This is a genomic window from Mesorhizobium sp. M7D.F.Ca.US.005.01.1.1 (assembly GCF_003952545.1).
Classification (GTDB): domain Bacteria; phylum Pseudomonadota; class Alphaproteobacteria; order Rhizobiales; family Rhizobiaceae; genus Mesorhizobium; species Mesorhizobium loti.
Window position 1 is genome coordinate 4393444 of sequence record NZ_CP034453.1, and the last position, 23527, is coordinate 4416970.

General features: G+C 62.6%; 22 protein-coding genes. 4 read left to right on the forward strand and 18 right to left on the reverse strand.

Going from position 1 to position 23527, the window contains the following annotated elements; genetic code table 11:
* Positions 1 to 70 precede the first annotated feature (70 nt).
* Both EJ076_RS21090 and mazG read left to right on the forward strand, forming a co-directional pair.
* Positions 71 to 1255 carry an amino acid aminotransferase gene (locus EJ076_RS21090; protein ID WP_126069161.1) on the forward strand — a complete coding sequence of 395 codons (1185 nt, stop codon included), beginning with the start codon at positions 71 to 73 and terminating at the stop codon, positions 1253 to 1255.
* A gap of 80 nt (positions 1256 to 1335) precedes the next feature.
* Positions 1336 to 2160 carry a nucleoside triphosphate pyrophosphohydrolase gene (gene mazG / locus EJ076_RS21095; RefSeq protein ID WP_126069162.1) on the forward strand — a complete coding sequence of 275 codons (825 nt, stop codon included), beginning with the start codon at positions 1336 to 1338 and terminating at the stop codon, positions 2158 to 2160.
* A 6-nt stretch (positions 2161 to 2166) separates the two neighbouring features.
* Here the strand turns inward: mazG and hflX are convergent, their stop codons facing one another.
* The 8 genes from hflX to dusB form a co-directional block, all read right to left on the reverse strand.
* On the reverse strand, positions 2167 to 3558 hold the full coding sequence (gene hflX, locus EJ076_RS21100; protein WP_109671312.1) for a GTPase HflX: 1392 nt from the start codon (positions 3556 to 3558) through the stop codon (positions 2167 to 2169).
* The gene (gene hfq, locus EJ076_RS21105) at positions 3559 to 3804 is read right to left on the reverse strand and encodes an RNA chaperone Hfq (RefSeq protein WP_006202172.1); all 246 of its coding nucleotides are present in this window, start codon (positions 3802 to 3804) and stop codon (positions 3559 to 3561) included. It abuts the gene before it with no gap.
* A gap of 145 nt (positions 3805 to 3949) precedes the next feature.
* On the reverse strand, positions 3950 to 4813 hold the full coding sequence (locus EJ076_RS21110; RefSeq protein WP_126069163.1) for a D-amino-acid transaminase: 864 nt from the start codon (positions 4811 to 4813) through the stop codon (positions 3950 to 3952).
* A 100-nt stretch (positions 4814 to 4913) separates the two neighbouring features.
* Positions 4914 to 6275, reverse strand: a complete 1362-nt coding sequence (locus tag EJ076_RS21115; RefSeq protein WP_056588733.1) for a sigma-54 dependent transcriptional regulator — start codon at positions 6273 to 6275, stop codon at positions 4914 to 4916.
* Positions 6265 to 8550, reverse strand: coding sequence for a PAS domain-containing sensor histidine kinase (locus EJ076_RS21120; protein WP_164548870.1), 2286 nt, complete (start codon positions 8548 to 8550; stop codon positions 6265 to 6267). Before EJ076_RS21120 ends, EJ076_RS21115 begins: the two co-directional genes overlap by 11 nt.
* Before the next feature lie 128 nt (positions 8551 to 8678).
* Positions 8679 to 10139: a nitrogen regulation protein NR(I) gene (gene ntrC / locus EJ076_RS21125; protein ID WP_126069165.1), complete on the reverse strand. Its 1461-nt coding sequence runs from the start codon at positions 10137 to 10139 to the stop codon at positions 8679 to 8681.
* On the reverse strand, positions 10136 to 11278 hold the full coding sequence (locus EJ076_RS21130) for a nitrogen regulation protein NR(II) (protein WP_126069166.1): 1143 nt from the start codon (positions 11276 to 11278) through the stop codon (positions 10136 to 10138). Before EJ076_RS21130 ends, ntrC begins: the two co-directional genes overlap by 4 nt.
* On the reverse strand, positions 11275 to 12303 hold the full coding sequence (dusB, locus tag EJ076_RS21135) for a tRNA dihydrouridine synthase DusB (protein WP_126069167.1): 1029 nt from the start codon (positions 12301 to 12303) through the stop codon (positions 11275 to 11277). The genes EJ076_RS21130 and dusB overlap by 4 nt, the downstream gene beginning before the upstream one ends.
* Positions 12304 to 12547: 244 nt before the next feature.
* On the opposite strand from dusB, the gene EJ076_RS21140 reads away from it, so the two are divergent.
* Together EJ076_RS21140 and EJ076_RS21145 are read left to right on the forward strand one after the other, a co-directional pair.
* Positions 12548 to 13777: a bifunctional 2-C-methyl-D-erythritol 4-phosphate cytidylyltransferase/2-C-methyl-D-erythritol 2,4-cyclodiphosphate synthase gene (locus EJ076_RS21140; RefSeq protein WP_126069168.1), complete on the forward strand. Its 1230-nt coding sequence runs from the start codon at positions 12548 to 12550 to the stop codon at positions 13775 to 13777.
* Complete coding sequence (locus EJ076_RS21145) at positions 13774 to 14277, forward strand: CinA family protein (RefSeq protein WP_126069169.1); 504 nt, start codon at positions 13774 to 13776, stop codon at positions 14275 to 14277. Before EJ076_RS21140 ends, EJ076_RS21145 begins: the two co-directional genes overlap by 4 nt.
* Position 14278: 1 nt before the next feature.
* Here the strand turns inward: EJ076_RS21145 and plsY are convergent, their stop codons facing one another.
* The 10 genes from plsY to pdhA all read right to left on the reverse strand — a co-directional run bounded on the left by plsY (position 14279) and on the right by pdhA (position 23409).
* The gene (plsY, locus tag EJ076_RS21150; protein WP_126069170.1) at positions 14279 to 14965 is read right to left on the reverse strand and encodes a glycerol-3-phosphate 1-O-acyltransferase PlsY; all 687 of its coding nucleotides are present in this window, start codon (positions 14963 to 14965) and stop codon (positions 14279 to 14281) included.
* Between the two features lie 149 nt (positions 14966 to 15114).
* Positions 15115 to 15570, reverse strand: coding sequence for a type II toxin-antitoxin system RatA family toxin (locus EJ076_RS21155; RefSeq protein ID WP_126069171.1), 456 nt, complete (start codon positions 15568 to 15570; stop codon positions 15115 to 15117).
* 12 nt (positions 15571 to 15582) lie between these two features.
* Positions 15583 to 16548 carry a lipoyl synthase gene (gene lipA / locus EJ076_RS21160; RefSeq protein ID WP_126069172.1) on the reverse strand — a complete coding sequence of 322 codons (966 nt, stop codon included), beginning with the start codon at positions 16546 to 16548 and terminating at the stop codon, positions 15583 to 15585.
* A 138-nt stretch (positions 16549 to 16686) separates the two neighbouring features.
* A complete protein-coding gene (locus EJ076_RS21165; RefSeq protein ID WP_109671323.1) occupies positions 16687 to 16944 on the reverse strand; it encodes a GlsB/YeaQ/YmgE family stress response membrane protein in 258 nt (85 codons plus the stop codon).
* Positions 16945 to 17033: 89 nt separating this feature from the next.
* Complete coding sequence (lpdA, locus tag EJ076_RS21170; protein ID WP_126069173.1) at positions 17034 to 18479, reverse strand: dihydrolipoyl dehydrogenase; 1446 nt, start codon at positions 18477 to 18479, stop codon at positions 17034 to 17036.
* Positions 18480 to 18491: 12 nt separating this feature from the next.
* Positions 18492 to 19127 carry an SGNH/GDSL hydrolase family protein gene (locus EJ076_RS21175; RefSeq protein ID WP_126069174.1) on the reverse strand — a complete coding sequence of 212 codons (636 nt, stop codon included), beginning with the start codon at positions 19125 to 19127 and terminating at the stop codon, positions 18492 to 18494.
* The gene (locus EJ076_RS21180) at positions 19124 to 19534 is read right to left on the reverse strand and encodes a hypothetical protein (RefSeq protein WP_245462848.1); all 411 of its coding nucleotides are present in this window, start codon (positions 19532 to 19534) and stop codon (positions 19124 to 19126) included. Before EJ076_RS21180 ends, EJ076_RS21175 begins: the two co-directional genes overlap by 4 nt.
* A 20-nt stretch (positions 19535 to 19554) precedes the next feature.
* Positions 19555 to 20934: a pyruvate dehydrogenase complex dihydrolipoamide acetyltransferase gene (locus tag EJ076_RS21185; protein ID WP_126069175.1), complete on the reverse strand. Its 1380-nt coding sequence runs from the start codon at positions 20932 to 20934 to the stop codon at positions 19555 to 19557.
* Between the two features lie 18 nt (positions 20935 to 20952).
* Complete coding sequence (locus EJ076_RS21190; protein WP_126069176.1) at positions 20953 to 22356, reverse strand: pyruvate dehydrogenase complex E1 component subunit beta; 1404 nt, start codon at positions 22354 to 22356, stop codon at positions 20953 to 20955.
* A gap of 15 nt (positions 22357 to 22371) precedes the next feature.
* On the reverse strand, positions 22372 to 23409 hold the full coding sequence (gene pdhA, locus EJ076_RS21195) for a pyruvate dehydrogenase (acetyl-transferring) E1 component subunit alpha (protein ID WP_126069177.1): 1038 nt from the start codon (positions 23407 to 23409) through the stop codon (positions 22372 to 22374).
* Positions 23410 to 23527 lie beyond the last annotated feature (118 nt).

A 23527-nucleotide genomic window follows, 5' to 3' on the forward strand; every position in this document is an offset into this window, starting at 1 on the left:
GGTAGTAAAAGCGCTGGCGAAATGCGTTCGATTTGCGTATCACTCCGCCGCGCCAATGGAACCATTTTCGATGTTTGAAGCCCTGCAGCCCGCCCCCGCCGACAAGATCCTGGCCCTGATCGGCCTTTATCGCGCCGACCCGCGTCCCGACAAGGTCGACCTCGGCGTCGGCGTCTACAAGGATCGCGACGGCAAGACGCCGGTCATGCGCGCCGTGCGCGAAGCCGAAAAGCGGTTGCTGCAGGGTCAGGACACCAAGACCTATCTCGGCCTTGCCGGCGATACCGGCTTCAACGCTGTGATGGCCAAGCTCGCCTTTGGTCCGGGCGCCGACATGACGCGCATCCGTGCGGCACAGGCGCCCGGCGGCTCCGGCGCGCTGCGGCTGGTGGCGGAACTGCTCAAGCGGACACGCTCCGATGCAACCATCTGGCTGTCGGACCCGACTTGGCCGAACCACATGCCGGTGATGCGCGCCGCCGGCCTGCAGATCCGCGAATACCCCTATTTCGATGCCGCCTCGGGCGCCGTTCGTTTCGACGACATGCTGGCAGCGCTGCGGACGGCAAACAGCGGCGACGTCGTGCTGCTGCATGGCTGCTGCCACAACCCGACCGGCGCCAATCTGGATGCGGCCCAGTGGGCAGCCGTTGCCGATCTGGTCGTCGAGCGCGAGCTGCTGCCGTTTGTCGACATCGCCTATCAGGGCTTTGGCGATGGCCTTGAGGCCGACGCCCTCGGCTTGCGCCTGCTGGCGGCAAAAGTTCCGGAAATGGTCGTCGCGTCGAGCTGCTCGAAGAATTTCGCCGTCTACCGCGACCGCGTCGGCGCGGCGATGATCCTGGCCAGGGACGGCGCACAGGCCGACGTGGCGATGAGCCAGATGCTGTCGGCGGCGCGCGCCATGTATTCGATGCCGCCGGACCATGGTGCTGCCGCGGTGCGCATCGTGCTGGAAGATGCAGCCTTGCGTGCGGACTGGGAGGCCGAGCTTGAAGAGATGCGCCTGCGCATGCTCAGGCTCCGCGTCCAGTTCGCCGAGGCGCTGCGCCGGCAGTCCAATTCCGACCGTTTCGATTTCGTCGCCAGCCATCGCGGCATGTTCTCCCGCCTAGGCCTCACGGAAGCGCAGGTCGAGCGGCTGCGCGCCGAGCACGGCGTCTACATGGTCGGCGACAGCCGCATCAACGTCGCCGGCCTGCCCGAGGACGGGATGGACGAACTCGCCAAGGCGATCGTTTCTGTCCTCGACTGACGGGGCTCACCTGTGGACAAGGCGCCTTCGCCGGCTGACAGCGTTGGCAGCGCGGGCGGCGGCGCGATAGCATCCATCGTATGACGCCATCGAAAGACATTTCGCGCCTGATCGAGATCATGGCGGCGCTGCGCGCGCCGAAGACCGGCTGCCCGTGGGACATCGAACAGGATTTCTCGACCATTGCGCCCTACACGATCGAGGAAGCCTATGAGGTGGCGGACGCCATCGCGCGCGGCGATCTCGACGATCTGCGCGACGAACTGGGCGACCTTCTGCTGCAGGTCGTCTATCATGCGCAAATGGCCGAGGAAGCCGGCGAATTTGCCTTCCCCGACGTGGTGCAAGCCATCACGACGAAGATGATCCGACGCCATCCGCATGTCTTTGGCGACGAAAAGGCCCGCAGCGCTGGCATGGCCAAGGGCATGTGGGAGAAGATCAAGGCCGAAGAAAAGGCTGAGAAGCGAAGCGCTCGCCTTGCCCGCGGTCTCGATCCCGAAGACAATGGTAAGGGGTTTCTGGACAGCGTCCCGGTCGCCCTGCCCGCGCTGACGCGGGCGTTGAAACTTCAGGAGAAGGCCGCCCGCGTCGGCTTCGACTGGAGCGAAGCAGCGCCCATTCTCGACAAGATCGAGGAAGAGATCGGCGAATTGCGTGAGGCGCTGGCCAAGGGCGACACCGCCTCGATCAAGGACGAGTTCGGCGACATGCTGTTTGCGGTCGTCAATCTCGGCCGCCACCTCAAGCTCGATTCGGAAGCGGCGCTGAGCGGCACCAACGAGAAGTTCCGTTCACGCTTCCATTATGTCGAGCAAGCCCTGGAAAAATCCGGCAACACGCTGGAAAAGGCGACCTTGTCCGAGATGGAGACGCTCTGGCAGGAAGCAAAGACCGCGAAGTAAGTTGCATTACCCGTTGTTTTTACGACGCAATCTGCTTTCGATCTCTTCGCGAGCGCTTTGCGTGGCCTTGAGCGAGATGGTGGCGCTGCCGTCATCATTGTCGCTTCGCGAAACGACGTCGCCATTGCGATAAAGCCAGTCGACAAGGCCGAACTGTGCCGGCTCGATCGTCACCGTCAGGTCTTCGAGCTCGCCGGCCATCCGTGTTTCGATGATCGCCTTCAGCGCATCGATACCCTCGCCGGTCACCGCCGACACAGCAATCGGCGGCGCCTTGCTGGCGTCGGCGCCATCGGCAAGCAGCCGGCTGCGGTTGCCCTCGTCGAGCCGATCGATCTTGTTCCACACTTCGATCACACGCTTTGCGTCGCCGGCATCGACACCGAGGTCGGCCAGGATGCGCTCGACATCCTCGGCCTGGGCGGCTGTATCGGGGTCAGAAATGTCGCGCAGGTGAAGGACGAGGTCGGCCTCGACCACCTCTTCCAGGGTGGCGCGGAAAGCGGCGATCAGATGCGTCGGCAGGTCCGAGATGAAGCCGACCGTGTCCGAAAGGATGATCGGCGTGCCATGCGGCAGGCGCACGCGGCGCAGCGTCGGGTCAAGCGTGGCAAACAGCATGTCCTGCGCCAGTACGTCTGCTCCGGTCAGCCGGTTGAACAGCGTCGACTTGCCGGCATTGGTGTAGCCGACGATCGCCACCACCGGGAACGGCACCTTCCTGCGCTTGGCACGGTGCAGGTCGCGCGTGCGGCGCACCGTTTCCAGCTCGTGCTTCAGCTTGATGATCTTTTCCTGCAACTGCCGCCGATCGGATTCGATCTGCGTTTCGCCGGGGCCACCGAGGAAGCCGGCGCCGCCGCGCTGGCGCTCAAGGTGGGTCCAGCTGCGTACGAGGCGGCCCTTCTGGTAGTTGAGATGAGCGAGCTCAACCTGCAGCGTGCCTTCCTTGGTGCGTGCACGCTCGCCGAAGATTTCGAGGATCAGCCCGGTGCGATCCAGCACCTTGGCGTTCAGCTCTTTCTCGAGATTGCGCTGCTGCACAGGGGTTAGCGGATGGTCGACGACGACCACTTCCGCATGTCCCTCTTTGACGATTTCAGCGAACTCGGCGACCTTGCCGCTGCCGAGCAATGTCGCCGGGCGCGGATCGTTGACGGTGACCACCGCTGTGTGAATCAGATCAAGGTTGATGGCGCGGGCAAGGCCGACGGCCTCGTCGTGGCGAGCGTCAGCCGAACGCATCAGCCGTGGGCGGTTGGTCTCGTCGTCGTTGCGCTGGTGGCGGGTAAGGACGGGCACAATGACAACGGCCCGGGTCGGGCCGTTGGCTTCCGTCCCGGGATGATGCGCTGGTTTTCCGCGAACGGTGGCGTCCGCGTCTTTCTCACGTGCCAATCAGGCGCCCTGGCTTTCCTCGCCATCGAACATCTGAACCGGCTGGCTCGGCATGATCGTGGAAATGGCGTGCTTGTAGACGAGCTGGGAGTGACCGTCACGGCGCAGCAGCACACAGAAATTGTCGAACGAAGTGACCACGCCGGTCAGCTTGACGCCGTTGATGAGGAAGATGGTGAGTGGGTTCTTGCTCTTGCGAACTGAATTCAGGAACAGGTCCTGAAGGTTTTGCGATCGTTCCGCCATTGTTCTTGTCTTTCGCCGATCCCCTTCGGTTTGCAAGCCAATGCGCCAAATTAACGGGCGCATGTCAAGCTCGCAAACACCGTCTTGTCGTCAGTAACGACAAGCAGAACGAGATATATTGATGTTCATTCCACCTGTGCGGTTATCAGGCTGGACTTTTTTCCGCAATGTCAAAAAAGGCTTGCCGCAAGGAAAGTGTTATTGAGCCGGGGTGCCCGCTGGCGACCGTATCGCCGTCGATGGCCACCACAGGCATGGCAATTGTCGTTGCGGAACTGATGAACGCCTCGCGTGCCGCCTTGGCCTCGGCAACGGAAAAGCCGCGCTCCTCGATCTTCAGGCCTAGCTTGGCCGCCACTTCAAACATGGTCGTGCGGGTGATGCCGCGCAGGATGCCATGCTCGGCCGGCCTGGTGACCAGGACGCCGTCCCTGGTGACGATCCAGGCGTTGGACGAGCCGCCTTCCTTGACGTTACCGTCGGTGTCGACGAACCAGGCTTCCTGGGCGCCGGCCTCCTTGGCCTTCTGCTTGGCCAAGACATTGGGCAGCAACCCGACGCTCTTGATGTCGACGCGGTCCCAGCGGTTTTCCGGCACGGTAATGACCGCGATGCCGGTCTCGGCTCGCTTTGCACCAGCGGCGGGATCGGCCTTCCTGGCAGTCACCACCAGGGATGGCTTGGTGTCGGCGGAAGGGAAGACAAAGTCGCGGCTGGCAACGCCGCGCGTCACCTGGACATAGACCAGGCCGTTGGCGACATGATTGCGGTTGACCACCTCGCGCAGGATCAGCGGCAGCACGTGAGAGGTGACTGGCCAGGCGATTGACAATTCGGTCAGCGAGCGGTTCAGCCGGGCCAGATGGCGCGGCATGTCGACGATGAAGCCACGCGCCACCTCGCAGACCTCATAGACACCGTCGGCGAACTGATAGCCGCGATCCTCGATATGCACGGCAGCGTCGGCATGAGCGACGTAGCGCCCGTTGACATAGGCAATGCGCGGCATGGGCAACCTCTAAGAAAGTCTCGGGGCTTTCTTATGCGATTCCGCCGCCGCCGTAACCGGCAAATGCTTGGTACAGGCGCGGCTGGCTGGGCGCTGCGCGTCAGACGCCCAGCGACTTCAGCTTGCGGTGCAAGGCGGAGCGCTCCATGCCGATGAACTCGGCGGTTTTCGAGATGTTGCCGCCGAAGCGGTTGATCTGGGCGATCAGATAGTCCTTCTCGAACTGTTCGCGCGCCTCGCGCAGTGGCAGCGCCATGATGTGCTGGTCGGATTGATTCGGCGTTCGCGGCATGACATCACCAATCTCGGCCGGCAAAAGGTCCGCAGTGATTGGCGCATCGACGTCATCGCCGCGCGCCAGGATCATCAGCCGCTCGACATTGTTGCGCAGCTGGCGAACGTTGCCCGGCCAATTATGCGCCTGCAGCACGGCCAGCGCATCATCGCCAATACGGCGCGGCTTGATGCCAGCCTGGCGGGCGATCTGCTTCATAAAATTGTCGACGAGATAGGGAATGTCTTCGCGCCGCTCGGCCAGTCCCGGCACCATGACCGGGACCACCGCCAGGCGATGATAAAGATCCTCACGGAAACGGCCGTCGGCGATCATCGCTTCGAGGTTCTGCGAGGTCGAGGAGATGATGCGGACATCGACCTTGACCCGCTTGGTGCCCCCTACCCGCTCGAACTGTTGCTCGACCAGCACGCGCAGGATCTTGTTTTGCGTCTCGCGCGGCATATCGGCCACCTCGTCGATGTAGAGGATGCCCCGATGAGCCTCCTCGAGCGCGCCGACCTTGCGCTCGACGCCGTTCGATTCGGTGCCGAACAGCTCGATCTCCATGCGCTCGGGCGTGATGTTGGCGGCGCTCAGCGTCACGAATGGTGCGGTCTTGCGCGCCGACAGCGTGTGGATGGCGCGCGCGGCCAGTTCCTTGCCCGAGCCTGACGGACCGATGATCATGACGCGGCTGTTGGTCGGCGCGACGCGTTCGATGGTCTGGCGCAACTGGCTCATCGCCGACGACATGCCGATCAGGTCGAAGGTTTCGCCGCTGCGCAGCTTGAGGTCGGAAACCTCGCGCCGCAATTTCGAGGTCTCGAGCGCACGCTCGGCAATGAGGATCAGCCTGTCGGCCTTGAACGGTTTTTCGATGAAGTCATAGGCGCCGCGACGGATGGCGGAGACCGCCGTTTCGATGTTGCCGTGGCCCGAAATCATCACCACGGGCAAGGTCGGGTGCATCGTCTTGATCTCGTCGAGCAGCGCCAACCCGTCCAGGCGCGAGCCCTGCAGCCAGATGTCGAGGAAAATCAGCCGCGGCGCCCGGTCGGCGATCGCCGCCAACGCGCTGTCGGCATCGAATGCCGTGCGGGTTTCGTGACCTTCGTCGCTCAGGATGCCCGCGACGAGTTCACGGATGTCTTCCTCGTCATCGACGATGAGAATATCAGACGCCATTACCGACCTTTTCAGTTTCTCGTTCGTTTTCCGTCCTGCTTTCGCCGCGCGAAGCCGCAACGGCCGCAGGCGGCAGGATGATGCTGATCATCGCGCCGCGCCCATTGTGGAAATCCGCAGGTGCATCATGAAGTTCCAGTCTGCCACCATGGTCCTCCACGATCTTCTTGACGATAGCGAGACCGAGCCCGGTGCCCTTCTCGCGTGTGGTCATATAGGGCTCAAGCAGCCGTTGGCGATTCTCGCGCGGCAGGCCTTTGCCATTGTCGATGACGTCAATGCGAATCACACCATTCTGGCGCCCGGCTTGAATCCGGATTATGCCGTGCGAACCGTCCTTCTGTTCCAATCCATCGATCGCCTCGGCGGCGTTCTTGATCACATTGCCGAAAGCCTGCGCCATCAGGCGGCTGTCGAACGTGCCCTTGAGCGGCTCGTTGCCGAACACGCGCTCGAAAGCAATGTCGGCGCGGCTGACTTCAACCAGGAACGAGGCCTCGCGCAAGGATTCGCGCAGGTCGATGGCTTTCATCTCGGGCTTAGGCATCCGCGCGAAAGCGGAGAATTCGTCGACCATGCGGCCGATATCCTCGACCTGCCGGATGATGGTGTCGGTGCATTGATCGAAAATCTCGCGGTCCTCGGTGATGACCTTGCCGAAGCGTCGCTTGATGCGCTCGGCCGAAAGCTGGATCGGTGTCAGCGGATTCTTGATCTCGTGGGCGATGCGCCGCGCCACGTCGGCCCAGGCGGAGGAGCGCTGCGCCTGAACCAGATCGGTGATGTCGTCGACCGTCACGACATAGGATTTTTCCTCCGAGCCGTCGTCGCCAGCCTCGATGGTGATCTGCACGTTGAAGGTCCGCTCGGCGCCGGCGCGATAGAAGGTCACCTGCTCACGATAGACAGGCTTGCCGGACTTGCGGCCGATCTCGAAGACGCGGCCGACATGCGGCAGCACGGCGGAGAGGTTCTGCCCAAGCGCCGCGCTGGCGGAGATGGCCAGCATCGCCTCGGCCGAGCGGTTGACGATAGTAACGATGCCGTAGGGATCGACGCCGATGACGCCTGCGGTGACGCCGGCAAGCACGGCTTCCGAGAAGCGGCGCCGTTCGTCGATCAGGTCCTTGGCCGACAGGATTTCGTTGCGCTGTGATTTCAGTTCCAGAAGCATCTTGTTGAACGTGTCGCCGAGCGAAGCGACATCGCCGTCCGAAGGCCTGACGGGAACCGCAACGTCGAGATTGCCGGTCGCCACCTCGTCGGCGGCGCCGATAAGCTGGCGAATGGGCCGCACAAGACGGTCGGCAACCGCAATGCCGGTCCAGATGGCGGACAGGATGATGATCAGCGTCAGCGACAGATAGGGCAGCGCGAAGGCCACCTGCGAGGTGCGGCGGTTGTCTTCCAGACCACGATATTCGTCGGTGTTGGACCTGACGATCTGCCGCGCCTTGATCACTTCGGGATCGACGAGGCGAATGGTGTAGAGATAGAGCCCTTCGATCTCGCGCAGCTTGACGATGGCGCCCATGATGTTGCGCGTTTTCGGCTCGATCAGCACCGGCTTGCCATCGGAAGCGCTGGACACGGCGCCTTCCGGTGGCTCGGGCATGGCGAAATCCGTATCGGTCTTGGCGCTCATGACGAAAGAGCCGTCCGGCTTGATCAGCGCCGCATGGGCCAGCGACCGGCCTACGGCTTCCTTGTTCATCAGGTCGAGAAAGCCAGTGCGATCAAGGCCGTAGAGCGTGCGGGACGCATCGAGATCATAGGCCATCGACAGTGTCGTGCCCTGGAGGTTGCGGGCATTTTCCTGGACATAGGCGTCGGCGATCGACAGCGACGAATTGACGATCGTCTTGGTGCGGATCTCGAACCAGCGGTCGAGACCGATGTCGAGCGTGATCGAGGCGATGATGGCCACCATGATGGCGGGAATGGCGGCGACCAGAGCGAACATGGCGACGATGCGCACGTGCAGCCGCGAGGCGGCCTTGCCGTGCCGGCGCGCCATGAGGATGCGGTGCACTTCACGTCCGACCAGCGCGATGAGAAACAGAACGAAAGCCGCGTTGAGGGCAATCAGCGCCAGCGTGGTCGATTCGTTGGGCGTGATCGGCGTCGCGCCGACAAGGATGGTGAACGAGATCGCCGCCGTCACCAGGGCGCCCACAACCGCGACCACGCCGGGCAGCGCCAGCAGCCGGCGCCCGTCACGCGTGCCGGGTTCGCTGAAAAGCGGTTGGTTTGTTGTCGGTGCCTGCGGAGCCATGTCGCCGTCTAGAGCCATGATTGCGTCGGATGTATGCAACGCATTGTGGCGATTATGCAACAAGTGTGACCGAGACGGAAATCTTTCGCGAGCCGTCCCCCGAAAAGAGCCCGACCTTCAGATCAGGCTCAGCCCTGCCGCGATGATTTGTAGACGTTGACGCCGAGTTCGCGAATCTTCTTGCGCAGCGTGTTGCGGTTTAAGCCCAACAATTCCGCCGCCTTGATCTGGTTGCCGCGAGTTGCCGTCATCGAGGCCAGGACGAGCGGATATTCGACCTCGGACAGGATGCGCTGATAAAGTCCGGCGGGTGGCAAATCGCCGGCAAACGAGGCGAAATAGCGCTGCAGGAAGTGCTCCACAGCCTGGCCGATCGACAGGTCGTCGGGAATGAGATTGCCGCCGCCCGGCACCACCGGGCGTTCGCCGGTTTTGAGCTCGGCCTCGATGATCTCGGCGGAAATCTCGTCCTGCGAATAGAGTGCGGCGAGCCTGCGAACGAGGTTTTCCAGTTCGCGCACATTGCCCGGCCATGGATAGCGCTTCATCAGTTCGATGCCGCCGGACGAGATGCGTTTGGTCTGCAGGCCTTCCATCTCGCCGAGTTTGAAGAAGTGGCGGACGAGGTCCGGCACGTCCTCGGAGCGCTCGCGCAGCGCGGGCAACCTGAGCGGCACGACGTTGAGGCGATAGAACAGATCCTCGCGGAAGAGCCCCTGGTTGATCAGCGTGCGCAGATCCTTGTTGGTGGCGGCGACGATGCGCACATCGGTCTTGATCGGCGTTCGTCCGCCAACCGTGGTGTATTCGCCCTGCTGCAACACACGTAGCAGGCGCGTCTGCGCCTCCATCGGCATGTCGCCGATCTCGTCGAGGAACAATGTACCGCCTTCGGCCTGTTCGAAACGCCCTGTCGAGCGATTCTGCGCGCCGGTGAAGGCGCCCTTCTCGTGGCCGAACAGTTCCGATTCGATCAGATCGCGCGGGATCGCCGCCATGTTGATGGCAACGAACGGGCCGCCGCGACGGCGGCCATATTCATGCAAAGCGCGCGCCACCAACTCCTTGCCGGTGCCGGATTCGCCCGAGATCATCACCGTCAGGTCGGTCTGCATCATGCGCGCCAGCATGCGGTAGATGTCCTGCATGGCGGCCGAGCGGCCGACCAGCGGCATTGCGTCGGGCTGCTCTTCCGGCCGCGCATCGATCTTCGGCCGCCGCGGCTCGGAAAGCGCCCGGTTGACGATGCTGAGCAGTTCGGTCAGGTCGAACGGCTTCGGCAGATATTCATAGGCGCCGGTTTCGGATGCGCGGATCGCCGTCATGAAGGTGTTCTGGGCGCTCATGACGATGACCGGCAGTTCAGGCCGCGCCTTCTTGATGCGCGGCAGCATGTCGAAGGCGTTTTCGTCCGGCATCACCACATCGGTGATGACCAGATCGCCCTCGCCCGCCGCCACCCAGCGCCACAGCGTCGAAGCGTTGGAGGTGACGCGCACCTCGTGACCGACGCGCGAAAGCGCCTGGTTGAGAACGGTGCGGATCGCCGCATCGTCGTCGGCGACGAGAATATTGCCGCGAACAGTCATTTGCGGTCTCCTTCACCGTCTTCATCGGCGCCGTATGGTGCTTCTTTCCAGGCCGGCATCAGGATGCGGAATGTGGTCCCACGCGGCGTCGATTCGCATTCGATGATGCCGCCATGCTCGCCAACGATCTTGGCGACCAACGCAAGACCCAATCCGGAGCCGTTCGGCTTGGTGGTGATGAACGGATCGAACAGGATCGGCAAAATATCTTCCGAGACGCCGGAGCCATTGTCGCGCACGCAGAATTCCAGCGGCAGCGATACGCGATCCTGCGTACCCGGCACGGAAACGCGGATGCCGGGCCGGAAGGCGGTCGACAGCACGATCTCGCCCTGTGGGTCGCTGCCGATTGCCTCGGCGGCGTTCTTGACCAGGTTGAGGAACACCTGGATGAGCTGGTCACGGTTGGCAAACACCGGAGGCAATGAAGGATCATAATCCTCCATTATCTTGATTCTCTTGGAAAAACCGTTTTTGGCGATGGCCTTCACATGGTCGAGCACGACATGGATGTTGACGGGATAGCGATCGATCGGCCGCTCGTCGGAAAACACCTCCATGCGGTCGACCAGCGACACGATGCGGTCCGTCTCGTCGGTGATCAGCCGCGTCAGCGCGCGATCCTCGTCGGAAGCCGACAGTTCGAGCAACTGGGCGGCACCACGGATGCCGGAGAGCGGGTTCTTGATCTCATGGGCAAGCATCGCCGCCAGGCCGGTGACCGAGCGTGCCGCGCCGCGATGCGTCATCTGCCGGTCGATCTTGTCGGCCATCGACCGTTCCTGGAACATCACCACGACGGAGCCCGGATATTCCGGCACCGGGGCGACGTAGAGATCGACGACCTTCTCGATGCCCAGGCGCGGCGACGACACGTCGACGCGGTACTCGTTGACCGGGGCCCGACGCTCGCGCACCTGATCGACCAGCGTCAGCAGCGGGCTGCCGAAGGGAATGAGCTTGGACAGCGTGTTGCGCGCCAGCATCGTCGCGCTCGAGCGAAAGAAGTCTTCCGCGTCGGCGTTGGCGTAGGTGATGAACCCTTGCTCGCTGATCATGATCACCGGGCGGCGGATGGTGTTGAGCACGATCTGGGCGGCATCCGCCATTTCAGCGCCCTGGCCAGCGGCGGCGTTCATGCGGCGCTCCGCAGGTTCAAAGGTTGCGGATCGCGCGAAAACACATCGCGCAGCAAGGCAATGACGCGTGCGGGCTCGAATGCGGTCAGTATGGCCTTTCGGCTGTCGTCTGCGAGACCGCCGGCATGACGATCGAGATACCAGCCGAGGTGCTTGCGCGCCTGGCGCAGACCGCTCTCGACACCGTAGAGCGCGAGCATGTCCTCATAGTGCGCCACGATGTAGTCAGTCAGCACCGTCGAGCCCTGTGGGAGATTTGGCGTTGTTTCGCCTGTCGCTGCCGCCGCAATGCCGCCCGCGATCCAGGGCGCGCCATAATGCGCGCGGCCGATCATCACAGCGTCTGCACCCGACTGATCGAGGATAGCAGCCGCTTCTGCTGGCGAAGACACGTCGCCGTTGGCGACGACCGGGATGGACACGGCTTCTTTGACGCGGGCGATGGCGCGCCAGTCGGCCTTGCCTTGATAGAACTGGCAGCGCGTGCGGCCGTGCACGGTCACCATCCTGACGCCTGCCTGTTCGGCGCGGCGCGCCAGCATCGGCGCGTTGAGCGCGCCTTCGTCCCAGCCCAGCCGCATCTTGACCGTCACCGGCACCTCGACCGCGCCGACAACGGCGTCGATCAGCGACAGTGCATGGTCGAGATCCAGCATCAATGCCGAGCCGGCATAGCCACCAGTGACCTTCTTGGCCGGGCAGCCCATGTTGATGTCGATGATGTCGGCGCCCTCGCCGGCGGCGATTCGCGCGCCTTCGGCCATGTGCGCCGCCTCGCGGCCGGCAAGCTGGACCATATGGACCGGCAGGCCGGAGTGGCGTATGCGCAGGTTGAAACCGGCCCTGCCCTTGGCAAGCTCGCCGCTGGCCACCATTTCGGACACGACCAGGCCCGCGCCGTGCGCGTGGGCGCGCTGCCGGAACGGCTCGTCGGTAATTCCCGACATCGGTGCGAGGAACACGCGATTGCGGATTCCCACACCACCGACATCGAGCGGCGCGGCCAATTTGGTCAAGTTAACCATGCACAAAAACCAAGCATGTTCATTCGTTGCACATTCTCTAGCCAGAACCGCCGCAATGTGCAACGCGGAATGACGCCACATTAAGGCGCAATTGGGAAAATGCTGGCCTTCGGGATTGGCTGTGACCAAAGCGCCGCGCGTCCTTCAGGAGGCGCTAAGGACGCTTTGGAATTTCATAGTTAGCGCATGATCTTTCCGAAAACCGATTACACTTTTCGGGATCGTGCGCTAGGACCAATCTGCAATGACTGACGCAAGTGAAAATCACGTTTCGAGTGCGGATGGCAAGGTCGCGGTGGTGATCGTTGCGGCCGGCCGTGGCGCGCGCGCCGGACAGGCCAACGGGCCGAAGCAATATCAACACATTGGCGGCTTTGCCGTCATCGCGCACACGCTGGAAATTTTTCTTGCCCACCCGCGGACCAGCGAGATTGTCGTCGCCATCCATGCCGACGACCACGAGCTGTTCCGGCAGGCGGCGGGCGCCAATGCCGAGCGCGTCACCGCTGTCATGGGTGGGGCGACCAGGCAGGAGTCTGTCCGGCTCGGATTGCTTGCGCTGAGAGGCCACGCTCCGGCGCAGGTTCTGATCCACGACGCCGTGCGTCCGTTCGTCGATGCGGAGTTGATCGACCGCACCATCGCCGCAATCGGCGAGCGCGAGGGCGCGTTGCCCGCTTTGCCCGTCGCCGACACGCTGAAGCGCGAGTCAGCCTCTGGCGTGGTTGGCGAAACCGTTTCGCGCAGCGGGCTCCACGCGGCGCAAACGCCACAGGGCTTTCCATTCTGGCCTATCCTTGCCGCGCATGAGAAAGCCCATCATCTGGGAAAAATGGATTTTACCGACGACGCGGCGATCGCCGAATGGGCGCATATTCCGGTAAAGATCGTTCCGGGCTCGCCGGACAATATCAAACTCACCTGGGCACGGGATATTGCGATGGCGGACCAGCGGCTTTCCGGCGAACGTGTTCGCTTCCCCGACATCCGTACCGGCAATGGCTACGACGTCCACGCCTTCGAACCCGGCGACCATGTCACCCTGTGTGGCGTCGCCATTGCGCATGACAAGAAACTGTCCGGCCATTCCGACGCCGATGTCGGCCTGCACGCCCTGACCGATGCGCTGCTGGCGACTTGCGGCGCCGGCGACATCGGCACGCATTTTCCGCCGTCCGACCCGCAGTGGAAAGGCGCTGCTTCCCGGATCTTCGTCGAGCATGCGGCAAGGCTGGTGCGCGAGCGCGGCGGACGGATCGCCAATGCCGATATCACGCTGATCTGCGAGGCGCCGCGCGTCGGCCCGCATCGCGAGGCGATGACCGCAGCCCTTTCGCAGATGCTGGCAATTTCACCGGACCGCATCTCGATCAAGGCGACAACCAATGAGAAGCTCGGCTTTGTCGGGCGCGAGGAAGGCATTGCGGCGATCGCCACCGCCAGCGTGGTCTTTCCCGGCGAGGTGCCGGAATGAGCAACAACGAGCTGGCAAATGCCCTGCTGCAAGCCTGCCAGAAGCGCGGCGTCATGCTGGCGACGGCGGAAAGCTGCACCGGCGGTATGATCATCGCCGCGCTGACCGACATCGCCGGTTCCTCCGCTGTGGTCGATCGCGGCTTCATCACCTATTCCAACGAAGCCAAGGTGGACATGCTCGGTGTTTCCGCCGCCACGCTCGAGGCGCACGGCGCGGTTTCGCGCGAGACGGCGACTGAAATGGCAACAGGCGCGCTTGCCCGTTCGCGCGCCGGGCTGACCCTGGCTGTCACCGGCATTGCCGGGCCAGGCGGCGGTTCGGCGGAAAAACCGATCGGGCTGGTCTGGTTCGGGGTTGCGCTGGCGGACCGACCGGTTGTCGCCGAGCGCCAGCTTTTTACAGACGGGGGCCGCGATTTCATTCGCCGCGAAACGGTCAGGCATGCGCTGGAACTCGGCTTGCGCGCGCTCACAGACGTGGGTTTGGCCAGTTGGTAGGCTAAATTTGCGATTCTGCTTTCGATGCCGGGCTGCCTTGCCCCAGGCGTGGCTCCGTCCCAGCCAGCAGCCGCTGAATGTTGGCGCGATGGCGCACAATCACGTAAATGCTGCCTGCGATCACCAGCAATCGATAGGGTAATGGTTGCTCCAAATCGCAGATGAGGGCGATCGCAGTCAACGCCGCCAGCATCGAACCCAAGGAAACAATTCGAAAAACGGCCAGCACAGCGCCAAAAACCGCTGCGGCACCTACACCCACCGGCCAGGACAGCGCCAGCAACACGCCGAGCCCCGCCGCAGCGGATTTGCCGCCTGTAAAATTCAACCAGATCGAACGGCCGTGCCCCAACAACACGGCAAGTCCGGCCAGGCAAACAGCCCAGGGCAGCCAGGTTTGCAGATCAAACGCAGTTGGCGGCGTGACGAACGGCAACGTGGAGAACCAGGGATAAAACCAGCTGGCAAAGATGATCGCCGCTGCACCTTTCAGCACATCCACAAGCAGGACCACCAACGCAGGCCATTTCCCAAGGGTCCGCAACACGTTCGTTGCGCCAGTGGATTTGGAGCCATGCTCTCGGATATCAATGCCCTTGAGCAGTTTCCCCGCCAGATAGCCCGTGGGCGTAGAACCGAAGAGATAGGCGATCGCCAATCCAACCCCACTCGCTATCCAGAAAAGCATGGGATTCACCTCGACGTTCTAATTTCGGCCAATCATCAATCCTATGGATTGTCGCGATCTGGGGTAAGGCGGAAACCTATAGCCCTGGGTTTTTGGTTCGCTTGGGATATTGCACCCTCGGAGCACCTTGCGTGGTGACCCCGGAGGCCTCAAGCCGGTTTTGCGCCGTAAATGACATCCGCGCGCTTTTCGAAAGCCTCGGCGAACATGCGGAAGGCGCGGTCGAACATGGTGCCCATCACCGCGCCGAGAATACGGCTCTTGAACTCGTAGTCGATGAAGAAGCGGACGGCACAGCCGGCGCCGTCCGGTTCGAAACGCCAGACATTGCTCAGATATTTGAACGGGCCGTCGATGTATTTCACGTCGATGGTGTTCTCGTCAGGCTTCAGCAGCACCTGCGTCGTGAAGGTTTCGCGGATCGCCTTGTAGCCGATGCTCATGTCGGCAAGGAGAACCGTGCGTCCGTCGCGCTCCTTGCGCGAACGAACCGTCAGCGCTTCGCAAAGCGGCAGGAATTGCGGATAGGATTCGATGTCGGCGACCAGCGCGAACATCTGCTCCGGGGTGTGGGATACGCGGCGGGTGGCTTCGAATTTCGGCATGAAACCAGCTGATTAAGCTGATTTCTTGAGCTGGGCTTCCCGTGCCGCCCGCAACCGGGCGAAATCGTCGCCGGCATGATGCGACGAGCGCGTCAGCGGGCTCGACGCCACCAGCAGGAAACCCTTGGTCCGGCCGATCGTCTCGAAGGACTTGAATTCCTCCGGGGTGACGAAACGGATCACCGGATGGTGCTTCTTCGACGGCTGCAAATACTGGCCGATGGTCATGAAGTCGACATTGGCCGACCGCAGATCGTCCATCAGCTGCAGGATTTCATTCCGCTCTTCGCCCAGACCCACCATGATGCCGGACTTGGTGAAGATCGACGGGTCGAGCTCCTTGACCCGCTGCAACAGCCGGATCGAATGGAAATAGCGGGCACCTGGACGAACCGTCAGATAGTTCGACGGCACGGTTTCGAGATTATGGTTGAAGACGTCGGGTTTGGCCGCCACGACGATCTCCAGCGCGCCGTCCTTGCGCAGGAAATCGGGCGTCAGGATTTCGATCGTCGTCAACGGCGTTGCCGCGCGGATGGCGCGGATGACCTCGGCGAAATGCTGTGCACCGCCATCGGCGAGATCGTCGCGGTCGACCGAGGTGATGACGACATGGGTCAGGCCCATCTGCTTGACGGCGTGCGCGACGCGGGCCGGCTCATCGGCATCAAGAGCTGTCGGAATGCCGGTGGCGACGTTGCAAAACGCGCAGGCGCGCGTGCAGATCTCGCCCATGATCATGAAGGTGGCGTGCTTCTTTTCCCAGCACTCGCCGATGTTGGGGCAGCCGGCCTCTTCGCAGACCGTCACCAGCTTGTGCGATTTGACGATTTCGCGCGTTTCGGCATAGCCCTTCGACATCGGCGCCTTGACGCGAATCCAGTCGGGCTTGCGCAGCACATCCTGATCAGGCTTGTGCGCCTTTTCCGGATGCCGCAAGCGCGGAGCGTTGGCGATCGTATCGAGGACAGTGACCATCGGGAAACCTGGTTCATTCGCGACCGCCAGTCAGGCGTTCGCTGTCATAACTTCATCTAAGACTTTTTAACGCAAAGAAAAAGGCCGCGACGGCGCATGCCGCAACAGCCTTTTTCGCATAGCAGCTCTTCAGTGATGTTAACGGCGCACCAGACGCCCCGCCCAGATCAGCAGGCAGGCTCCGATAAAGCCGGTGATCAGATAGGCGGTCCAGCCGATACCGAACACACCGATGTTGAGTGCCTGGAGGATGGCGTTCAGCACGACCGCGCCGACGATACCCAAAACAATGTTCATGAAGATGCCGGTGTTGCTCTTCATGACCATTTCGGCGAGCCAGCCTGCCAGGCCGCCGATGATGATGGCTGCAATCCAGCCGACGCCATTCAGGTGCATATGCCTTCTCCTTGTGTGATGGATGAAAATGCATCCGCAAACTAAGTACCTTGCCGCCGGGTTCCATCTGTACCAGCGCTTTCAATTTATCACGCGTTGAGCGCGCGGCCATAGGCGTCGAGCACGCTTTCCTTCATCATCTCCGACAGCGTCGGGTGCGGGAAAATGGTGTGCATCAGTTCTTCCTCGGTCGTCTCCAGGTTCATCGCCACGACAAAACCCTGGATCAGTTCGGTCACTTCGGCGCCGACCATGTGGGCGCCGAGCAGTTGGCCGGTCTTCTTGTCGAAGATGGTCTTGATGAAGCCCTGGTCCTCACCGAGCGCGATGGCCTTGCCATTGGCGGCGAACTGGAAGCGCCCGACGCGGATGTCCTTGCCCTCTGCCTTGGCCTTCGCTTCCGTCAGGCCAACGGACGCGACCTGCGGATTGCAATAGGTGCAGCCGGGGATCTTGAGCTTGTCAGTGGCGTGCACGCCGGGGAAATTGGCGATTTTTTCGACGCACACCACGCCCTCATGCTCGGCCTTGTGGGCGAGCATCGGCGGGCCGGCGACGTCGCCGATGGCGTAAATGCCGGGTACATTTGTCTTACCGTAGCCGTCGATGACGATGCAGCCGCGTTCGGTCTTCACGCCGAGCGCTTCCAGCCCGAGATTCTCGATGTTGCCCTGCACGCCGACGGCCGAGATCATGCGGTCGGCGGTGATCTTCTCGACCTTGCCGTCCTTCATCTCAACATGTGCGGTGACCGAGTTGGCACCCTTCTCCACCTTGGTCACCTTTGCTTCGAGGATGATCTTCATGCCTTGCTTCTCGAACTGCTTCTGCGCGAATTTCGAGACTTCGGCGTCCTCGACCGGCATCACCGCAGGCAACAGCTCGACCACCGTCACGTCGGCGCCCATGGTGCGATAGAAGGATGCGAATTCGATGCCGATGGCGCCCGAACCCATCACCAGCAGCGACTTCGGCATTTCCGGCGGCACCATCGCCTCGAAATAGGTCCAGATCAGCTTGCCATCCGGCTCGATGCCGGGCAGCGCGCGCGGCCGCGCTCCCGTCGCCAGGATGATGTGCTTGGCGGTGTAGGTGCCCTCGCCCTTGACGCCTTTCGGCACCGGCGGCTGCGGCTCCATCGGCTTCTTGGCCGTCTTTGACACGACGATTTCGCCGGGTTTCGAGAGCTTGGCCTCGCCCCAGATGACGTCGACCTTGTTCTTCTTCATCAGGAAGGCAACACCGCCATTGAGCCGCAACGAGACTTTTCGCGATCGGTCGACCACCGCCGACGTGTCGACGCTGACCTTGCCGTCGAGCTTCAGCCCGTAGTCCTTCAGGTGATCCGAATAGTGCATGATCTCGGCCGAGCGCAGCAGCGCCTTGGTCGGGATGCAGCCCCAGTTGAGGCAGATGCCGCCGAGATGCTCGCGCTCGACGATCGCCGTCTTGAAGCCAAGCTGTGCGGAACGCACCGCGGTGACATAGCCGCCAGGGCCGGAGCCGATGATAATGACGTCGTAGTTCTCAGCCACGGTATTTCTCCTTCACAATTCCAGCATGACGCGCACGATCGGCGTCAGCGCCTTGCCGATTTCTCGCGTGTTTTCGGCATCGAGGTGAACGCCATCGAGCGGTGTGGTTTGGGCCACGCTGCCGGCGTCGAAGAAGCCACAGCCGGCTTCGTCGGCGAGCGCGGCATATTGCGGTGCCAAAAACTTCGAGGCGTCATCGCCACCGGCGAACATTTCCTTGAAGTCGGCATTTTCGGTGCGGCTGACTACAGGCGGCGCAACGATCAGGATCTGCGGCGCCGGCCAGTCGAACGGGTAGTCGTGACCACGCACGATGTCGATCAACCGCTGGATGCCTTGCTTGGCCGCGACCGGATTGCCGTGGATCCACGGCTTCATGTCGTTGGCGCCGAGCATGATGACAATCAGGTCGATCGGCGCATGCGTCGTCAGGACCGTCGGCAGCAGCCTGGCGCCGTTGCGATCAGCACCGGCCAGATGATCGTCGAAGGCCGTGGTGCGGCCGTTGAGGCCATCGGCAATCACTTGCACGCCGGCGCCTAACGCTGCTTGCAGCACGCTCGGCCAGCGGTCTTCCAGCGCATGGCGGCCGCCTTCGGCATTGTAGCCCCAGGTCAGCGAGTCGCCGTAACAAAGAACCGTCTTCATGCGCCCACCCGTGCGTTGATCAAACCGCGTCCCACCCGCCAGCGCACGAACAGCCAGTGAACCAGCACAGTGGCCAGGTTCGGCAAAACCAGGCCGGCGATGATTGGCATGTCACCTCCCCACTGGCGCTTGCCGATCGGCTGGAAGAACGTCCAGCCGATCAAGCCGAGTCCGATCAGCACGAACAGGACAATCGCGCAAAGGGCCAGCCAGTCGATGATCGCCGGTGCGTTCGAAAAGAGCTGTGCAATGAAAAACACGATCGTCACGCAAATGGTGACAAGCGCGGACGCCATGAACACGAGAATGTATTCTTCCTGCGCATCGGTTTCGACCGCCAGCAATTGAGCGACGAGGCCGCCGGCGAATCCGGAAAGAATGAAAGCGAAGAGGCTGGTGAAGACCATCCGCACCGCCCTCTCCCGTCCTAAACCAGCATGCCCATCGGGTTCTCGATCAGCCGCTTGAAGGCGACCAGCAATTCGGCGCCCAGCGCACCGTCGACGGCGCGGTGGTCGGTCGACAGCGTCACCGACATCACGGTGGCGATCTTGATCTCGCCGTTCTTGACCACTGCCCGCTCCTCGCCGGCACCGACCGCCAGGATGGTGGCATGCGGCGGGTTGATGACTGCGGCAAAATCCTTGATGCCGAACATGCCGAGATTGGACACCGCCGTGGTGCCGCCCTGATACTCTTCCGGCTTCAGCTTGCGGCTGCGGGCGCGGCTGGCCAGATCCTTCATCTCGTTGGAGATGGTGGACAGCGTCTTTTCATCGGCATGCCGAATGATCGGCGTGATCAGGCCGCCGGGGATCGACACCGCGACACCGACATCGGCATGCTTGTGCTTGACCATGGCGGTTTCGGTCCATGACGCATTGGCATCGGGCACCGCCTTCAGCGCCAGCGCCATCGCCTTGATCACCATGTCGTTGACCGACAGCTTGTAGGCGGGTGCATCACCCTTGTCGGTCTTCTTCACTGGCGCTGCCGCATTGATCTGCGTGCGCAGCGCCAGCAGTGCATCGAGTTCACAGTCAAGCGTCAGGTAGAAATGCGGGATGGTGGTCTTGGCCTCGACCAGCCGGCGCGCGATGGTCTTGCGCATATTGTCATGCGGCACGAGGTCGTAGGAGCCCGCCTCGAACAGCTTCAGCACCTGATCGTCCGACATCGCCTTGACCGCAGGGGCGGCAGCAGACGGAGCCACTGGCGCGCCAGCGGGCGCGGCCTTGGCGGCAGGCTTGGCACCGCCACCGGCAATCGCCGCGTCGACATCGGCCTTCACCACCCGGCCATGCGGGCCGGTGCCGGTCACAGCAGAGACATCGACGCCAGCTTCCCTGGCGATGCGGCGCGCAAGCGGCGAGGCGAAGGTGCGCTCGCCAGCCGCGTGGCCGTTGGCAACCGGAGCCGCCTCTGCCTTGGGTGCGGCTGCGGCAGGCTCGGCCTTTGGTGCCTCAGCCTTTGGTGCTTCCGCCTTCGGCGCATCCGCTTTCGGAGCCTCGGCTTTCGCTGGTGCGGCAGCACCACCGCTTTTCGCGGCAGCGCCGGCATCCTCGCCTTCGGCGGCAAGCACGGCGATCAACGCATTGACCTTGACGCCTTCGGTTCCGGCGGGAACGACGAGCTTTGCAACCGTGCCCTCATCGACAGCTTCGACTTCCATCGTTGCCTTGTCCGTCTCGATCTCGGCGATGACATCGCCGGGCGAAACCTTGTCGCCCTCCTTGACGAGCCACTTGGACAGATTGCCCTCTTCCATTGTGGGCGACAGGGCCGGCATGGTGATGTTGATTGGCATTTTGTCCTCCCGCCCGGTTCAGCGATACGTGACGGCTTTGACCGCCTCGATGACCTCGCCGACATTCGGCAAAGCTAGTTTCTCGAGGTTGGCCGCATAGGGCATAGGGACGTCCTTGCCGGCAATGGTGATGACCGGCGCGTCGAGGAAATCGAAGGCGCGCTGCGACACCTGGTTGGCGATATGGTCGCCGACCGAGCTCTGCGGATATCCCTCTTCGACAACGATCAGCCGGTTGGTCTTCTTGACCGAGGCGACGATGGTATCGAGGTCGAGCGGGCGGATGGTCCTGAGATCGATGATCTCGACGTCGATGCCCATGCCGCGCAACTCGGCTTCAGCCTTGACCGCATAGGTCATGCCGATGCCGAAGGACACGATGGTGACGTCCTTGCCGGTCTTGTGGATGCGCGCCTTGCCGATCGGCAGCACGAAGTCATCGAGCTTCGGCACGTCGAAGGACTGGCCGTAAAGGATTTCGTTCTCGAGGAAGATTACCGGGTTCGGATCGCGGATCGCCGCCTTCAGCAAGCCCTTGGCGTCGGCGGCGGTGTAAGGCATCACCACTTTCAGGCCCGGAATGTGGCTATACCAGGCGGCATAGCACTGCGAGTGCTGGGCAGCGACCCGGGCGGCGGCGCCGTTCGGTCCCCGGAACACGATCGGCGCGCCCATCTGGCCGCCCGACATATAGAGCGTCTTGGCGGCGGAGTTGATGATCTGGTCGATCGCCTGCATGGCGAAGTTGAAGGTCATGAACTCGACGATCGGCTTCAGGCCAGCCATCGCAGCACCAACGCCAACGCCGGCAAAGCCATGCTCGGTGATCGGCGTGTCGACGACGCGCCGCGGCCCGAACTCCTGCAGCAACCCTTGTGTGATCTTGTAGGCGCCCTGGTATTCGGCGACCTCCTCGCCCATGACGAAGACATCGCCATCGCGGCGCATTTCCTCGGCCATCGCGTCACGCAGCGCTTCACGCACCGTGGTCGAGACCATCTCCGTGCCGGCCGGAATGTCCGGATCGGCGGCGATTTCCGTCTTTGGAGCAGCAGCCACCGGCGCGGCAGCCGGCTTTGTGGCCTCCGCCTTGTCCTCGGCGGCGGCTGGAGCCTCTGCCTTTGCGGGTGCTTCCACCTTGGCGGAAGCCGCGGCCTTGCCGATATCACCGGCACTTTCGCCGTCCTGCAACAGCACGGCGATGGGTGTGTTGACCTTGACGCCTTCGGTGCCGGCAGCGATCAGGATCTTGCCCAGCGTGCCTTCGTCAACGGCTTCGACTTCCATCGTCGCCTTGTCGGTCTCGATCTCGGCGATGACGTCGCCGGCGACGACCTTGTCGCCCTCGTTCTTCAACCACTTGGAAAGATTGCCCTCTTCCATGGTCGGCGAGAGAGCGGGCATGAGAATTTCGATCGGCATGTCCTTGCCCTCCCGTTACAATACGATATTGGTCCAGAGCTCGGACGGATCCGGCTCCGCGTCGTTCTGGGCAAATTCGGCGGCGTCGGCGACGATGTCGCGGACCTCCTTGTCGATGGTCTTGAGTTCGTCCTCGGTCGCCCACTTCTTCTCGATCAGCCGCGCCTTGACCTGTTCGATCGGGTCATGCTCGGAGCGCATCTTCTGCACTTCTTCCTTGGAGCGATACTTCGCCGGATCGGACATCGAGTGGCCGCGATAGCGATAGGTCTGCATTTCGAGGATCAATGGGCCGTTGCCGGCACGGCACCATTCGGTGGCCAGGTCGCCCGCCGCCTTGACGGCGCGGACATCCATGCCGTCGACCTGGATGCCGGGAATCTTGAACGAGGCGCCGCGATGCGAAAAGTCCGTCTCGGCCGACGAGCGCGAGACCGAGGTGCCCATGGCATAGCGGTTGTTCTCGATAATGTAGATCACCGGCAGCTTCCACAGCGAGGCCATGTTGAAGCTTTCATAGACCTGGCCCTGGTTGGCCGCACCGTCGCCGAAATAGGTCAGCGAGACATTGTTGTTGTCGCGGTAGCGGTTGGCGAAGGCCAAGCCCGTGCCGAGCGACACCTGCGCGCCGACGATGCCGTGGCCGCCGTAAAAGTGCTTTTCCTTGGAGAACATATGCATGGAGCCGCCCTTGCCCCGTGACAAGCCGCCGCGACGCCCGGTCAGCTCGGCCATGACGCCACGCGGCGACAGCTCCATCGCCAGCATGTGACCGTGGTCGCGATAGGCGGTGATCATCTGATCGCCGTCGATCAGCGCCATCTTCATGCCGGTGACGACCGCTTCCTGGCCGATATAGAGATGGCAGAAGCCGCCGATGAAGCCCATGCCGTAAAGCTGGCCGGCCTTTTCCTCGAAGCGGCGGATGAGCAGCATGTGCCGGTAAGCGGCAAGCTCTTCGTCCTTGGTGAATTCGGCGGGCTTGGGGGCCGAAAGCCCCGATTTGCCGTCGGATTTGGATTTGGCAGGCGCTTTTCTGGCGGCGGTGGCCATGCATCACTCCCTGTTGGCGTCTCTTTGTGGACATTAGAGCAGAGGAAATCTGCTCTGGGGAGATCAGCTCCTCCCCACCGATTTCAGGGAGGCTAACACGCGTTAAAGCGTTGCGCCA